Raw genomic sequence first — 14,261 nt, 5'->3', positions numbered from 1 at the left:
TGAGATAGGGGGCGGCAGTGCAGACGCCATCGCAGGCAAGCCAGCTCCCACATTTGGTCCGTGTCAGTCATGACAACGCGGTCAAGTGTGGGAGCTGGCTTGTCTGCGATGAGGCCCTATCAGGCGCCGACGATACCGCCGTCATCCCGTCGAATCGCCATCACTGACGAACGCGGCTTGCCATTCGGCAGGTGCTCCGGCCAGGTGGAGCCGCCGGTCTCACCCGGATGCTGAATCCCCACAAACAACGTTTTCTGATCCGGCGAGAAGCTGATGCCCGTTACTTCACAGGCCACAGGGCCAACCATGAAACGACGGATTTCCCCGGTGGTCGGGTCAGCGCAGAGCATCTGGTTATTGCCCATCCCCGCGAAATCACCCGCGTTGCTGTAGTCGCCATCGGTCAGAATCCACAGCCGCCCGGCCTTGTCGAAACCCAAGCCATCAGGGCTGTTGAACATATTTTGCGGGTTGATATTCGACGAACCGCCCTTCGGCGTGCCGGCGTGAACGCCAGGGTTGCCGGCCACCACAAACAGGTCCCAAGTAAATGCCATGCTGGCGTGGTTATCGGCGTCGGCTTTCCAGCGCAGGATCTGGCCGTAGACGTTTTTCTCACGGGGGTTGGGGCCGCCGACGGGCTGGCCGTCTTCACCGCGCTTGGCGTTGTTGGTGAGGGTGCAATAGACCTGGCCATCGGTGGGGCTGACCACGATCCATTCCGGGCGGTCCATGCGCGTGGCTTTCACCACACTGGCGGCGAGGCGTGCGTGGATCAGCACTTCGGCCTGGCTGTTGAAACCGCTGCTGGCGTCGATGCCGTTTTTGCCATGGGTCAGCTCGACCCACTGGCCCTTGCCTTTGGGGTGGTCGGCATTGCCGTCGCCCGCGTCGAAGATCGCCACGTACAGGGTGCCGTGGTCGAGCAGGTCTTTGTTGGCCTTGGGGTTTTTGTGGTTGATCTTGTCGCGGCTGACGAACTTATAGATGAACTCACCGCGCTCGTCGTCGCCCATGTACACCACGGCGCGGCCGTCGCGGGTTTCAGCGAGGGCGGCGTTCTCGTGTTTGAAGCGGCCCAGCGCGGTGCGCTTGGCTGGGGTGGATTGCGGGTCGAACGGGTCGATTTCCACGACCCAGCCATGGCGATTGAGCTCGTTGGGGTTCTTGGCCAGGTCAAAGCGCGGGTCGTGCTGGTGCCAGTTGATGTCTTTGCTGGCGGCGACGGCGCCGTAGCGTTTCTGCCCGGCATCAAACGTTTGCTGTGGGTTGCTGCTGCCAAAGCAGTCGGTGAAGTTCTCTTCACAGGTCAGATAAGTGCCCCACGGGGTTTTACCGTTGGCGCAGTTCTGGAATGTACCAAGGGCTTTCTTGCCGGATTTGTCGGCGCTGGTTTTCAGCCATTCGTGACCGGCGGCGGGGCCGCTCAGGCGGATCGGCGAGTTGCCGTGGATGCGCCGGTTGTAGCGTGAGTCCTGGACGAACTGCCAGGTGTCACCCTTGCGCCGCACTTCGATCACCGACACGCCTTCGCTGGCCTGCGCCTTGCGCACATCTTCGGCCGATTGCGGCGCGCCGCCGTGGGCAAAGAGGTAGCGGTAGTTGGTGTATTCGTTGTTGATCGCCATCAGTGCGCGGTTGTCGTCGCCGGGGAAGGCGAACAGGCTCATGCCGTCGTTGTTGTCACCGAACTGCTGTTCCTGAGCGTTGGCCGTGCCGTTGCCGGACGGGTCGAACGCCGGCGCGCTCTTGCTCAGCGGCTGGCCCCAACTGATCAACACCGAAGCGCTGTAGCCCGGCGGCAACGTGATAGCGTCGCTGGTCGCGGCGGCGATGCTGGTAAAACCCAGCAGCGGGCTGGCGGTGGCGGCGTTGACGGCCAGGGCGCTACGGGTCAGCAGGTTGCCGCCCAGGAACATCGCGGCACCGCACAAAGCGCCGGCGCCGATAAAGCGGCGGCGGGTGAGGCCGACCATCTGTTCGAGGTCGGTGGCTTGGTTTTCTTCTAATAGGCTCATCTCAGGCTCCCTGCGGTTTTTGCAGACACCTTAAGGAGCGGGCGTGACGAAATTGTTGCAGTTAAAAGAAGGTGGCGACTTACACCGGTGTTCCCAGCAGCACATTGCTCGGCGCGAACTGTACCTGGATCGCCTGGCCTCTGGCGGCGCCGATGGCGTTGAGCGTGTCGAGTTGCGCCAGGGCGCATAGAACCTGGCCGTTGGGCAGCACGATGCGGACTTCGCTGGGGCCGTCGTCGGCCTCGAGAATGGCGTCGACGGTGCCGCCCATGCAATTGTGTCCAGTTGTTGCAGAGTCCTCGGGTGCCAGCAATTCCAACCAGCCCGCCTTGATCAGTGCGACCACCTCCACGCCAGTTTCCAGCTCCAGGCGCTGCGTGCTGTCGTGGGTGATTTGCGCATCCAGGGACAGCCCGCCAGCCAGTTGCAGGCGCACCAGATCATTGCGGCCATGATGCTCGATGGCGACGACTTGGCCATGCAGTTGATTACGCGCGCTGGTGCGCAGCATCAGGCGGCCGAGCAGGTTGAAGTCACTGGCGGCTTCATCAGAGCCCAGCACTTCGGCCTGTAACACTTGCAGGCGTTGGTAAAGACGCAATACGCGCTCACCCTCGGCTGTCAGCTTGGCGCCGCCGCCGCCCTTGCCGCCGACGCTGCGTTCCACCAGCGGTTTTTGCGCAAGGTTGTTCAACTCGTCGATGGCATCCCATGCCGCCTTGTAACTCAAACCAGCGCTTTTCGCCGCGCGAGTGATGGAGCCTTGCTCGGCGATATGCGCCAGCAAGGCAATGCGCTGTGGGCGACGGATGATGTGCTGGCTGAGGGACGCTGGCAGAGACATGTGGGTACGCTTCGATGAGATGGGCCGAACGTTGCGGGCAAGGTTGGCTGGAGTCAAGTCAACTGCCTGGTTTGGGCGTGCGCGCCAGGCAGTACACATCGACCTGGCGCGCGCCGGCATTCATCAACAGCTGCGCCAGGCTGTGGGCGGTGGCGCCGGTGGTGAGTACGTCGTCCACCAAGGCAAAGTGCCGGCCTTGCACCTGGGCGCCGGGTGCCAGGGCAAAGGCGCCGAGCAGGTTGCGTTTACGGGTCTTGGCGTCGAGGGCTTGCTGGGCGACCGTATCATGAGGGCGTAACAACAGATGTTCATCGTGGGGGAGGTTCAGGTCGCTGCTGAGCCAACGCGTCAGCATCAAGGCCTGGTTATAGCCGCGCTCGCGCAGGCGTTTGCGCGCCATGGGCACCGGCAGCAAACAATCCGGGCGTGTGAGTTCAGTGTTGTCCAGGCGGTGTTGCAGGTGTTGCGCCAATAGTCGTGCAAGCATCTGCCCGAAGGGCCAGCGCGCCTGGTGTTTGAAGCGGCTGATCAGGCTGTCGATGGGAAAGCTGTAGGACCAGGGGGCGATCACCTGTTTAAAGGCCGGTGGTTGTTTCTGGCACTGGCCGCATATTAAACCCTCCATCGGTAGCGGCAGGGCGCACACGTCGCAGTGCTCCAGCAGCCAGGGCAGCTCGGTTTCGCAGACGTTGCACACACAATGGGTTGATTCCGTCGCTTCATCGCAGATTAAACAGATTTGTACGGTTTTTAACCAGATGTAAACCTGGTGTTTGTACTCTGGTTGACAGTGCATGAATCTTCCTTAAATATGCCGAGCATCCGTGTCGTACCTGTGGGTATTGCCCTTCCCACAGCGTTTGCCAAAGCATAATCAAGGAATCGCCCATGAGCGCCAGCACCACCGCCACTTTGCGTCACGATTGGTCCCTCGCCGAAGTCAAAGCGCTGTTCGTGCAGCCGTTCAATGACCTGCTGTTCCAGGCGCAGACCGTGCACCGCGCGCATTTCGACGCCAACCGTGTGCAAGTGTCGACGCTGCTCTCGATCAAAACCGGTGCCTGCCCGGAAGATTGCAAATATTGTCCGCAGTCGGGCCACTACAACACGGGCCTCGAAAAAGAAAAGCTGATGGAAGTGCAGAAGGTGCTGGAAGAGGCCGCTCGCGCCAAAGCCATCGGCTCGACGCGTTTCTGCATGGGCGCCGCCTGGAAACACCCGTCGGCCAAAGACATGCCCTACGTGCTGCAGATGGTCAAAGGCGTGAAGGCCATGGGCCTGGAAACCTGCATGACCCTCGGCCGCTTGGACCAGGACCAGACCGAGGCCCTGGCCCAGGCTGGCCTCGACTACTACAACCACAACCTCGATACCTCGCCGGAGTTCTACGGCAGCATTATCACTACCCGCACCTATGGCGAGCGCCTGCAAACCCTGGCCTATGTGCGTGACTCGGGGATGAAGATCTGCTCCGGTGGCATCCTTGGCATGGGCGAGTCCCTCGACGACCGCGCCAACTTGCTGATCCAACTGGCCAACCTGCCGGAGCATCCTGAGTCGGTGCCGATCAACATGCTGGTGAAGGTCGCCGGTACGCCGCTGGAAAATGCCGAGGATATCGACCCGTTCGACTTCATCCGCATGCTGGCCGTGGCGCGCATCCTGATGCCGCAATCCCACGTGCGCCTGTCGGCCGGCCGTGAGGCGATGAACGAGCAGATGCAGGCGTTGGCGTTTTTTGCCGGGGCCAACTCGATCTTCTACGGCGACAAATTGCTGACCACCGCTAACCCACAGGCTGACAAGGACATGCAACTGTTCTCGCGCCTGGGCATCCTGCCGGAAGCGCGGGAAGAGCACGCGGATGAGGTGCATCAGGCCGCGATCGAGCAGGCGTTGGTGGAGCAGAAGAGCAGCGAGCAGTTCTATAACGCGGTGGTTTGACGCCTATCTCTCTATTGGAATGCAAGCCAGCTCCCACATTGAAACTGTGTTCATCCAGATATATCCGAGGCCTGCATGTCTTTCGATCTCGCCGCGCGCCTCGCTGCCCGCCGTGCCGAACACCTCTATCGCCAACGCCCGCTGCTGGGTAGCCCCCAAGGCCCGGAAGTGGTGGTGGACGGCCAGCCGTTGTTGGCGTTCTGCAATAACGATTACCTGGGCCTGGCCAATCACCCGCAGGTGATCGAAGCCTGGCGCGCCGGTGCATCCCGTTGGGGTGTCGGCGGTGGCGCTTCGCACTTGGTGGTCGGGCATGCCACGCCGCACCATGAACTGGAAGAAGCCCTGGCGGACCTGACCGGTCGCCCACGCGCCTTGCTGTTTACCACCGGCTACATGGCCAACCTCGGTGCGGTCACGGCGTTGGTGGGGCAGGGCGACACGGTGCTGGAAGACCGGCTCAACCATGCATCGTTGCTGGATGCGGGCCTGCTGTCCGGTGCGCGCTTCAATCGCTACCTGCACAACGACGCTGACAGCCTGGCCAAGCGCCTGGAGAAGGCGACCGGTAATACGCTGGTGGTCACCGACGGTGTGTTCAGCATGGACGGCGACCTAGCGGATTTGCCCGCGCTGGCCCGTGCAACCAAGGCCAAAGGCGCCTGGCTGATGGTGGACGACGCCCACGGTTTCGGCCCTTTGGGCGCCCACGGCGGCGGGATCGCCGAGCATTTCGGCCTCAGCCAGGACGACGTGCCGGTGCTGGTCGGCACCCTCGGCAAGGCCTTCGGTACGGCGGGGGCCTTTGTGGCTGGCAGCGAAGAACTGATCGAAAGCCTGATCCAATTCGCCCGGCCCTACATCTACACCACCAGCCAACCGCCCGCCCTGGCCTGCGCCACCTTGAAAAGCCTGGAGCTGTTGCGTACCGAGCACTGGCGGCGCGAGCACCTCAACAACCTCATTCGCCAGTTCCGCCAGGGCGCGGAGCAGCTCGGCCTGGACTTGATGGACAGCTTTACGCCGATCCAGCCGATCCTGATTGGCGACAGTGCCAAAGCCATGCGCCTGTCGCACATGCTGCGCGAACGCGGCTTGATGGTGACCGCGATCCGCCCACCTACCGTGCCGGCCGGCAGCGCGCGTTTGCGCGTGACTTTGACGGCAGGCCACAGCGAGGCGCAGGTGCGGCTATTGTTAAATGCATTGGAGAGTGTTTCCACTTGTTAGGCGCCTCGGAGCCCAGCCATGCGTGATCGACTGATATTACTGCCCGGCTGGGGCCTTGGCGTATCGCCGCTGGAGCCTTTGGCCGCCGCCTTGCAAGGCCTGGACGAGCACCTGCGGGTGCAGATCGAGCCGTTGCCGGCGCTGGACGCCAGTGACCTGAATGAATGGCTCGACGAACTCGACGCCACGCTGCCGGACAACGCCTGGCTGGGCGGTTGGTCGCTGGGTGGCATGCTGGCTTCGGAGCTGGCGGCGCGACGCGCAGAGCGCTGCTGCGGCCTGCTGACCCTGGCCAGCAACCCCTGTTTCGTTGCCCATGACGGCTGGCCGAGCGCGATGCCCGCCGAGACCTTTGACGCCTTCCTCGCCGGCTGCCATGCCGACTCCCAAGTCACCCTCAAACGCTTCGGCCTGTTGTGCGCAAAGGGCGCGGAAGATCCACGCGGGCTGTCGCGCCTGCTGGTCAGTGGTGCGCCGAACACGCCTTCGAGTGTGTTGATGCCCGGGCTTGAGTTGCTCGCCCAACTCGATACGCGCGACGCTTTGCTGGCTTTCCGTGGCCCGCAGTTGCACCTGTTTGCCGGTATGGATGAACTGGTACCGGCCGAAGCCGCCAGCGCCCTGCTGGCCCTGCTCCCCGATGTTGAAATCGGCCTGATTGAACAGGCCGGCCACGCTTTTCTTCTGGAAGACCCCCACGGTGTAGCGGGGGCCATCCAGGCCTTTTTGCATGAGTGCGTCGATGACTGATTTATCCCACGCCCCGTTGCCGGGTGGCTTGCCGAACAAGCGCCAGGTGGCGGCCTCCTTTTCCCGTGCGGCGGCCAGTTACGATAGCGTTGCCGAGTTGCAGCGGGCGGTGGGCAGCCAATTGCTGACGCGTCTGCCAGCAGGCATTGCGCCTCAACGCTGGCTGGACATGGGCTGCGGCACCGGTTATTTCAGCCGTGTGTTGAGTGAACGGTTGCCCGCCAGCCAAGGCGTGGCGCTGGATATCGCCGAAGGCATGCTCAAGCACGCGCGGCCGTTGGGTGGCGCCGGACATTTCATTGCGGGGGACGCCGAGCGTTTACCGCTGCAAGACGCCAGTTGCGGGCTGATCTTCTCCAGTCTGGCGGTGCAATGGTGCGCGAACTTCGAGGCGGTGCTCAGTGAGGCCTATCGTGTGCTGCGACCGGGGGGGGTGTTGGCGTTTGCCAGTCTTTGCGTGGGCACCCTGGAAGAACTGCGCGAAAGCTGGCGCGCCGCGGATGGCTTGGTCCACGTCAACCGCTTTCGCACCTTCGAGGCTTATCAGCAGCGGTGCGCGGCCAGTGGCCTGCGAGTAGTGAGCCTGGAGCGCCGCCCCCATGTGTTGCACTACCCGGACGTACGCAGCCTGACCCACGAGCTGAAAGCGTTGGGCGCGCACAACCTCAACCCCGGCCGGCCGGGAGGCTTGACGGGGCGTGCGCGGATTGTTGCACTGGTGCAAGCTTATGAGCAGTTCCGTCAGGCCCAGGGCCTGCCGGCGACTTACCAAGTGGTGTATGCCGTACTGGAGAAACCGCTATGACCGCCGCTTACTTCATCACCGGCACCGACACCGATGTCGGCAAGACCACCATCGCTGCAGGCCTGCTCCATGCAGCCCGACAAGCCGGCAGAAGCACCGCCGCCGGCAAACCGGTAGCCTCCGGCTGCCAGGTCACCCCCAAAGGCTTGCGCAACGCCGATGCATTGGCACTGTTGGCCGAATGCTCATTGCCCCTGAGTTATGCCGAGGTCAACCCGGTGGCATTCGAGCCGGCCATCGCGCCCCATCTGGCGGCGCGGGAGGCGGGTGTCTCGCTCACCGTTCACTCTTTGCTCAAACCTATGCAGCAGGTTCTGGCCAGGCAAGCGGATTTCACCCTGATCGAAGGCGCCGGCGGATGGCGTGTGCCATTGGCCGATCAGGCGAATTTGTCGGACTTGGCCATGGCGCTCAAACTGCCCGTGATCCTGGTGGTGGGCGTGCGGCTAGGGTGCATCAGCCATGCCTTGCTTACCGCCGAAGCCATCGCGCGAGACGGTTTGCAGTTGGCCGGGTGGGTGGCGAATATCATCGACCCCAAGACCTCCCGTCTGGAAGAAAACCTCGCCACCCTGGCAGAGCGGTTGCCTGCGCCATGCCTGGGCCGTGTGCCGAAACTTAAGCATGCGGGTGCTGAAGCGGTGGCGGAGTACCTGCAATTAGACCTGCTTGACTGATTTTGGCTATCGCTAAGGCATTATGCCATTAGGGTTTTTGTCGGGCGTTTTGTGGGCAACTCTGCTTCAATCACCGCTCACGATTCTCTAAAGGCAGGCTTACGCCATGGAAATCTCTGGAAGCAGCGCGTTTTACTCGGGGCTGAGCACTATTCAGGCCGGGCAGAACCGTGTCGACCAGGCTGCGGGCAAGATTGCCAGCGCCGCGACGACCCAGCCATCGGATGCGCAAAGCGACCGTCTGCAAGCCAACGACCGCGCCCAGCCGTCCAACTCGGCCAGCAACATGGTGGAGATGGCCCAAGGCAAGTTCCAAGTCGAGCTCGGCGTAAAAGTCGCCAAGGCTTCGGATGAAATGCTCGGCACGTTGATCGATACCTACGCTTAACTCCCTCTAGCAAGGTATGCCGGCTCTTATGTGGGAGCTGGCTTGTCGGGTCGCCGCATCGCTGCGATAGCATCTACCCAGTTATCCTGATACACCGCGGCGCCTGTATCGCAGGCAAGCCAGCTCCCACATTTGCCCTGCGTTCTCCTTTTGAACTTCTACTCTCTTCTAATCATGTGGCGTCTTGCCGCAAGCGTTGCCGTGCGCGCCATTGACCCACGTCATGACAAACGGCATCCGGACGACGCTTGACATCCCTAGGTGGTAAACGTATGTTTCAAACACCTGTTTGACCGCCACAACACATCCACGCGGTTGTTCATTCCAGATACATCAGCAGAGGTTTATCGCTATGCCTGACTACAAGGCCCCCTTGCGTGATATTCGCTTCGTTCGTGACGAACTGCTCGGCTATGAAGCGCACTATCAGAGCCTGCCGGCTTGCCAGGACGCTACCCCGGACATGGTTGACGCCATCCTTGAAGAAGGCGCCAAGTTCTGTGAGCAAGTGCTGGCACCGCTGAACCGCGTGGGCGACATCGAAGGGTGCACCTGGAGTGAGTCAGGCGTTAAGACCCCTGCTGGTTTCAAAGAAGCCTACAAACAATTCGTTGAAGGCGGCTGGCCAAGCCTGGCCCACGACGTGGAGCACGGTGGCCAAGGCCTGCCGGAGTCCCTGGGCCTGGCAGTCAGCGAAATGGTTGGCGAAGCCAACTGGTCGTGGGGCATGTACCCGGGCCTATCCCACGGTGCGATGAACACCATTTCCGAGCACGGCACCCCTGAGCAGCAAGAGGCCTACCTGACCAAACTGGTGTCGGGTGAATGGACCGGCACCATGTGCCTGACCGAGCCACACTGCGGCACCGACCTGGGCATGCTGCGCACCAAGGCCGAGCCTCAGGCTGACGGTTCCTACAAAGTCTCCGGCACCAAGATCTTCATCTCGGCCGGTGAACACGACATGGCCGACAACATCGTCCACATCGTACTGGCCCGCCTGCCGGACGCACCGGCTGGCACCAAAGGCATCTCGCTGTTCATCGTGCCGAAATTCATGCCAAACGCCGATGGTTCGGTGGGTGAGCGCAACGCAGTGACCTGTGGCTCCCTGGAACACAAGATGGGTATCCACGGCAACGCCACCTGCGTGATGAACTTTGACGCGGCCACCGGTTTCCTGATCGGCCCGGCGAATAAAGGTCTGAACTGCATGTTCACCTTTATGAACACCGCTCGCCTGGGCACCGCGCTGCAAGGCCTGGCCCACGCCGAGATCGGCTTCCAGGGCGGCCTGAAATACGCCCGCGACCGTCTGCAAATGCGCTCGCTGACTGGCCCGAAAGCGCCGGAAAAGGCCGCTGACCCGATCATCGTGCACCCAGACGTGCGCCGCATGCTGCTGACCATGAAAGCCTTCGCCGAAGGCAACCGTGCGATGGTGTACTTCACCGCCAAGCAAGTGGACATCGTCAAATACGGCACCGACGACGAAGCCAAGAAACAGGCTGACGGCCTGCTGGCCTTCATGACCCCGATCGCCAAGGCGTTCATGACCGAAGTCGGTTTTGAGTCTGCCAACCACGGCGTACAGATCTACGGCGGCCACGGCTTCATCGCCGAGTGGGGCATGGAGCAGAACGTTCGCGACAGCCGCATTTCGATGCTGTACGAAGGCACCACCGGTATCCAGGCGCTGGACCTGCTCGGCCGTAAAGTGCTGATGACCCAGGGCGAAGCGCTCAAGGGCTTCACCAAGATCGTGCATAAGTTCTGCCAGGCCAACGAAGGCAACGAGGCCGTTCAGGAGTTTGTTACTCCGCTGGCCGCGCTGAACAAAGAGTGGGGCGAGTTGACCATGAAGGTTGGCATGGCCGCGATGAAAGACCGTGAAGAAGTGGGTGCTGCCTCGGTGGACTACCTGATGTACTCCGGTTATGCGTGCCTGGCTTACTTCTGGGCCGACATGGCGCGCCTGGCTGCCGAAAAACTGGCTGCCGGCACCACCGAAGAGGCGTTCTACACCGCCAAGCTGCAGACCGCGCGCTTCTACTTCCAGCGAATCCTGCCGCGTACCCAGACCCATAAAGCCACCATGCTGTCGGGCGCCAACAACCTGATGGACATGAAAGAAGAAGACTTCGGCCTGGCTTACTAAGCCTCACCGGGTTCACTTCCACAGCCGCTGCTCCGTGACAGGAGCAGCGGCTTTTTTGTGCGCGATAAAAAACCGCAGCACAGCACTCAGGGATTGCTGCCGGCTGCCGTTACAGTGATGGCAATGTGATACATGCACGACGGGTTGTGCTTAACTGTCCGGGTAGAGGCACATTGCCATTATTTTTTGCGGGTCGGAGTTTTACCCTTGTCGCGCGTGTCCGCTGTCAGTTTCAGTCATTTCCTCCCTTCGTTACTGCTGTTGCTGGCCGGGCTCTCGGCTGCATATATCAAAGACCTCAGCGTTTTCTTCACGTCACTGTTCAATGTGTTGCCGACCTTGGTGCTGTTGCTCGGCGGTTCGTACTGCGCGGTGTACCGCCGTCAGCGTGAACTGTTCCTGATGATCACGGTGTATATCGCCTACTTCCTGCTCGATACCCAGACCGACTTCTACCGCGACCACGGCCGCGTGCGCGAAGACGCGGCCGTGGTGTTTCACCTGTGCTGCTTGTTGCTGCCGTTGTTGTTCAGCATTTACGCGCTGTGGCAGGAGAAGACCCACCTGTTCCGTGATTTCGTCGCCCGTGGCGCTGTGTTGCTGGCGATAGGCAGTGTGGCGCTGGCACTCGAGCAGAGTTTCCCCGTGGCGGTGCTGAACTGGCTGGCGGAGATTCGCTGGCCCGTGCTGCATGGCGCCTGGATGAGCCTGATCCAATTGTCGTATCCGATGTTCCTGATCGGCTTCCTGACCCTGGCCGCACAGTACTGGTACCAGCCGCGCCCGCTGCACGCCGCGCAACTGGTGGGTTTGCTGGGGTTGTTCTGGATGTTGCCGCAGACGTTCATCCTGCCGTTCACCCTGAATATCATGTGCAGCCAGGTGATGCTGATGATCGCCGCTGGCGTCGCCCACGAGGCCTATCAAATGGCCTTCCGCGATGAGCTGACCGGCTTGCCGGGACGACGTGCGCTGAACGAGCGTATGCAGCGATTGGGGCGCAACTATGTGCTGGCGATGAGTGACGTCGACCACTTCAAGCGCTTCAACGACACCCATGGCCATGACGTCGGCGACCAGGTGCTGCGCCTGGTGGCAAGCAAGCTGTCCAAGGTCAACGGCGGCGGGCGCGCCTACCGGTATGGCGGTGAAGAGTTTGCCGTGGTGTTCGCCGGCAAGACGGTGGAGGAATGCTTGCCGCACCTGGAAGAAATCCGCGTAATCATCGCCGATTACGCTATCAAATTACGCAACCTGGACCGCCCTCAAGACGACCACCAAGGCCGTCAGCGGCGGGCGGGCAGTGGCGCCTCGAGTGTTTCGGTGACCATCAGTATCGGCGTGGCCGAACGCCAGGCTGAGCAGCGCACACCGGAGGAAGTCCTCAAGTCTGCCGACCAGGCGCTGTACGCTGCCAAGGGCGCCGGGCGTAACTGTGTGGTCGCGGCTGGCCAGACCCGCCGTGGCGCGGTGCGGGAAAGCGCTGCCGGTTGAGTGATGGTGCTGTATTCAGCAGCCCTACAGTGATTGTCGAGGGCCGTGGCCGGCAGTAGGTTTAAACCATCTGCTGCCGGAGACATCGCCATGCCTGACTACAAAGCTCCCCTGCGCGACATGCGCTTTCTGATTGACAACGTATTTGATTTCCACGGCCACTACGCCGCGTTGGGAGCAACCGACGCCAGCCCGGACATGGTCAATGCGATCCTCGAAGAAGGCGCCAAATTTTGCGAGAACGTGCTGTCGCCGCTCAACCGCAGCGGTGATGAAGAAGGCTGCCATTTCGACAATGGCGTCGTCACCACGCCGAAGGGCTTCAAGGAAGCCTTCGCCCAGTACGTGGAAGGTGGCTGGCACGGTGTGGCGGCGGACCCGGCGTTTGGCGGCCAAGGCTTGCCGCAGTCGCTGGGCCTGGTGCTCAGCGAAATGATCGGCTCCAGCAACACCTCCTGGGGCATGTACCCAGGGCTGACCCACGGCGCAATGTCGGCGATCCATGCCCATGGCACCGCCGAGCAAAAAGATACGTTCCTGAACAAACTCACCGCCGGCGAATGGACCGGCACCATGTGCCTCACCGAAGCCCACTGCGGCACCGACCTGGGCCTGATCAAGACTCGCGCCGTGCCCCAGGCGGACGGTAGCTATGCGGTTACCGGCAGCAAGATCTTCATCTCGGCCGGCGAACACGACATGAGTGCCAACATTATCCACTTGGTGCTGGCCAAGCTGCCGGATGCGCCGGCGGGCACCAAGGGCATCTCGCTGTTTATCGTGCCCAAGTTCCATGCCGATTCCGGCGAGCGCAACGCGGTGCACTGCGGCTCCATCGAACACAAGATGGGCATCAAGGCCTCGGCCACCTGTGTGCTGAATTTCGACGGTGCCAGAGGTTTCCTGATCGGCGAGGCGAACAAAGGCCTCAACTGCATGTTCACCATGATGAACCATGCGCGCCTGGGCACCGGCATGCAGGGCCTGTGCAATGGCGAGGCAAGCTTCCAGGGGGCGATCAAGTACGCCAACGATCGCTTGCAAATGCGCTCGCTGACCGGCGCCAAGGCTCCGGAAAAAGCCGCCGACCCTATCATCGTGCACCCCGATGTGCGCCGCATGTTGCTGACCATGAAAGCCTTCAACGAAGGCAACCGCGCGCTGACCTACTTCACCGCGCAATTGCTCGACACCGCACACCTGAGCAGCGACGCCGCCCAGCGCCAGGACGCCGAAGACCTGTTGGCGTTCCTCACGCCCATCTGCAAAGCCTTTATGACCGATACCGGGTTGGAGGTGACCAACCACGGCATGCAGGTCTTCGGCGGCCACGGTTACATCCGCGAATGGGGCATGGAGCAACTGGCCCGCGATGCGCGGATTGCGCCGATCTATGAAGGCACCAACGGCATCCAGGCCCTCGACTTGCTGGGGCGCAAGGTGCTGGGCAGCCAGGGCAAGTTGCTGCGCGGGTTTACCAAAATCGTGCACAAGTTCTGCGCCGCGCATGCCGAGCATCCGCAACTCAGGGCCTATGTAGCGCAGCTCAATCAACTGAACGGGGAATGGGGCGAACTGACCACCCAGGTCGGTATGGCCGCGATGAAGAACCCCGATGAAGTCGGTGCGGCGGCAGTGGATTACTTGATGTACAGCGGCTACGTGGTGCTCGCTTACCTGTGGCTGCGCATGGCGATTGCTGCCCTTGACCAGCAAGACGCTGATTTCGCCAAGGCCAAGCTGGCCACTTGCGACTTCTACTTCAAGCGCCTGCTGCCGCGTACTGCCACGCACCGCGCGGCGGTGGAGGCGGGCAGCGAATGCCTGATGAGTCTGCCTGCGGAGGCATTTGCGCTGTGATGACTTAAAAATACCTATCAGTCACAAGTGGACCCTATGTGTCTGAAAAGTTGTTCGGGTACACTCGGAGCCTGTAAAACCGATCCTACCGAA

Annotated in this window: 12 protein-coding genes; 9 read left to right on the top strand and 3 right to left on the bottom strand. The window is 61.8% G+C overall.

Features of this window, described 5'->3' with window-relative positions; genetic code table 11:
• Positions 1 to 119 precede the first annotated feature (119 nt).
• The 3 genes from HU722_RS27110 to HU722_RS27100 form a co-directional block, all read right to left on the bottom strand.
• Positions 120 to 2,018, bottom strand: a complete 1,899-nt coding sequence (locus HU722_RS27110; RefSeq protein ID WP_065880143.1) for a PhoX family protein — start codon at positions 2,016 to 2,018, stop codon at positions 120 to 122.
• Between the two features lie 79 nt (positions 2,019 to 2,097).
• Positions 2,098 to 2,862, bottom strand: coding sequence for a TOBE domain-containing protein (locus tag HU722_RS27105; protein WP_065880142.1), 765 nt, complete (start codon positions 2,860 to 2,862; stop codon positions 2,098 to 2,100).
• Positions 2,863 to 2,920: 58 nt separating this feature from the next.
• Positions 2,921 to 3,658, bottom strand: coding sequence for a ComFC family protein (locus HU722_RS27100; RefSeq protein WP_065871820.1), 738 nt, complete (start codon positions 3,656 to 3,658; stop codon positions 2,921 to 2,923).
• 92 nt (positions 3,659 to 3,750) lie between these two features.
• On the opposite strand from HU722_RS27100, the gene bioB reads away from it, so the two are divergent.
• The 9 genes from bioB (at position 3,751) to HU722_RS27055 (ending at position 14,168) form a co-directional block, all read left to right on the top strand.
• Positions 3,751 to 4,806, top strand: a complete 1,056-nt coding sequence (bioB, locus tag HU722_RS27095; protein WP_065871819.1) for a biotin synthase BioB — start codon at positions 3,751 to 3,753, stop codon at positions 4,804 to 4,806.
• A 75-nt stretch (positions 4,807 to 4,881) separates the two neighbouring features.
• Entirely contained in the window at positions 4,882 to 6,036 is a 1,155-nt protein-coding gene (bioF, locus tag HU722_RS27090; RefSeq protein WP_186752967.1) for an 8-amino-7-oxononanoate synthase, read from the top strand.
• 18 nt (positions 6,037 to 6,054) lie between these two features.
• Complete coding sequence (locus HU722_RS27085; protein WP_065871817.1) at positions 6,055 to 6,786, top strand: alpha/beta fold hydrolase; 732 nt, start codon at positions 6,055 to 6,057, stop codon at positions 6,784 to 6,786.
• Positions 6,779 to 7,591 carry a malonyl-ACP O-methyltransferase BioC gene (gene bioC, locus HU722_RS27080; RefSeq protein WP_065871816.1) on the top strand — a complete coding sequence of 271 codons (813 nt, stop codon included), beginning with the start codon at positions 6,779 to 6,781 and terminating at the stop codon, positions 7,589 to 7,591. Before HU722_RS27085 ends, bioC begins: the two co-directional genes overlap by 8 nt.
• A complete protein-coding gene (gene bioD / locus HU722_RS27075) occupies positions 7,588 to 8,268 on the top strand; it encodes a dethiobiotin synthase (protein ID WP_065891373.1) in 681 nt (226 codons plus the stop codon). The genes bioC and bioD overlap by 4 nt, the downstream gene beginning before the upstream one ends.
• A 106-nt stretch (positions 8,269 to 8,374) precedes the next feature.
• The gene (locus HU722_RS27070) at positions 8,375 to 8,656 is read left to right on the top strand and encodes a pyrroloquinoline quinone biosynthesis protein PqqE (RefSeq protein WP_065871814.1); all 282 of its coding nucleotides are present in this window, start codon (positions 8,375 to 8,377) and stop codon (positions 8,654 to 8,656) included.
• A 352-nt stretch (positions 8,657 to 9,008) separates the two neighbouring features.
• A complete protein-coding gene (locus HU722_RS27065; protein WP_065871813.1) occupies positions 9,009 to 10,814 on the top strand; it encodes a phenylacyl-CoA dehydrogenase in 1,806 nt (601 codons plus the stop codon).
• A gap of 207 nt (positions 10,815 to 11,021) precedes the next feature.
• Entirely contained in the window at positions 11,022 to 12,308 is a 1,287-nt protein-coding gene (locus tag HU722_RS27060; RefSeq protein WP_065891374.1) for a GGDEF domain-containing protein, read from the top strand.
• Between the two features lie 90 nt (positions 12,309 to 12,398).
• Complete coding sequence (locus tag HU722_RS27055; protein WP_065891375.1) at positions 12,399 to 14,168, top strand: acyl-CoA dehydrogenase C-terminal domain-containing protein; 1,770 nt, start codon at positions 12,399 to 12,401, stop codon at positions 14,166 to 14,168.
• The last annotated feature ends 93 nt before the right edge of the window (positions 14,169 to 14,261 follow it).

It is taken from the genome of Pseudomonas tritici (genome assembly GCF_014268275.3).
GTDB lineage: Bacteria > Pseudomonadota > Gammaproteobacteria > Pseudomonadales > Pseudomonadaceae > Aquipseudomonas > Aquipseudomonas tritici.
The sequence above is the reverse complement of the archived record's forward strand: the minus strand, read 5'-3'. Positions and strand labels throughout refer to the sequence as shown.

Coding starts and splice junctions, on each gene's coding strand:
- HU722_RS27110 (WP_065880143.1), bottom strand. CDS start 2,018: ATGAGCCTATTAGAAGAAAACCAAGCCACCGACCTCGAACAGATGGTC.
- HU722_RS27105 (WP_065880142.1), bottom strand. CDS start 2,862: ATGTCTCTGCCAGCGTCCCTCAGCCAGCACATCATCCGTCGCCCACAG.
- HU722_RS27100 (WP_065871820.1), bottom strand. CDS start 3,658: ATGCACTGTCAACCAGAGTACAAACACCAGGTTTACATCTGGTTAAAA.
- bioB (WP_065871819.1), top strand. CDS start 3,751: ATGAGCGCCAGCACCACCGCCACTTTGCGTCACGATTGGTCCCTCGCC.
- bioF (WP_186752967.1), top strand. CDS start 4,882: ATGTCTTTCGATCTCGCCGCGCGCCTCGCTGCCCGCCGTGCCGAACAC.
- HU722_RS27085 (WP_065871817.1), top strand. CDS start 6,055: ATGCGTGATCGACTGATATTACTGCCCGGCTGGGGCCTTGGCGTATCG.
- bioC (WP_065871816.1), top strand. CDS start 6,779: ATGACTGATTTATCCCACGCCCCGTTGCCGGGTGGCTTGCCGAACAAG.
- bioD (WP_065891373.1), top strand. CDS start 7,588: ATGACCGCCGCTTACTTCATCACCGGCACCGACACCGATGTCGGCAAG.
- HU722_RS27070 (WP_065871814.1), top strand. CDS start 8,375: ATGGAAATCTCTGGAAGCAGCGCGTTTTACTCGGGGCTGAGCACTATT.
- HU722_RS27065 (WP_065871813.1), top strand. CDS start 9,009: ATGCCTGACTACAAGGCCCCCTTGCGTGATATTCGCTTCGTTCGTGAC.
- HU722_RS27055 (WP_065891375.1), top strand. CDS start 12,399: ATGCCTGACTACAAAGCTCCCCTGCGCGACATGCGCTTTCTGATTGAC.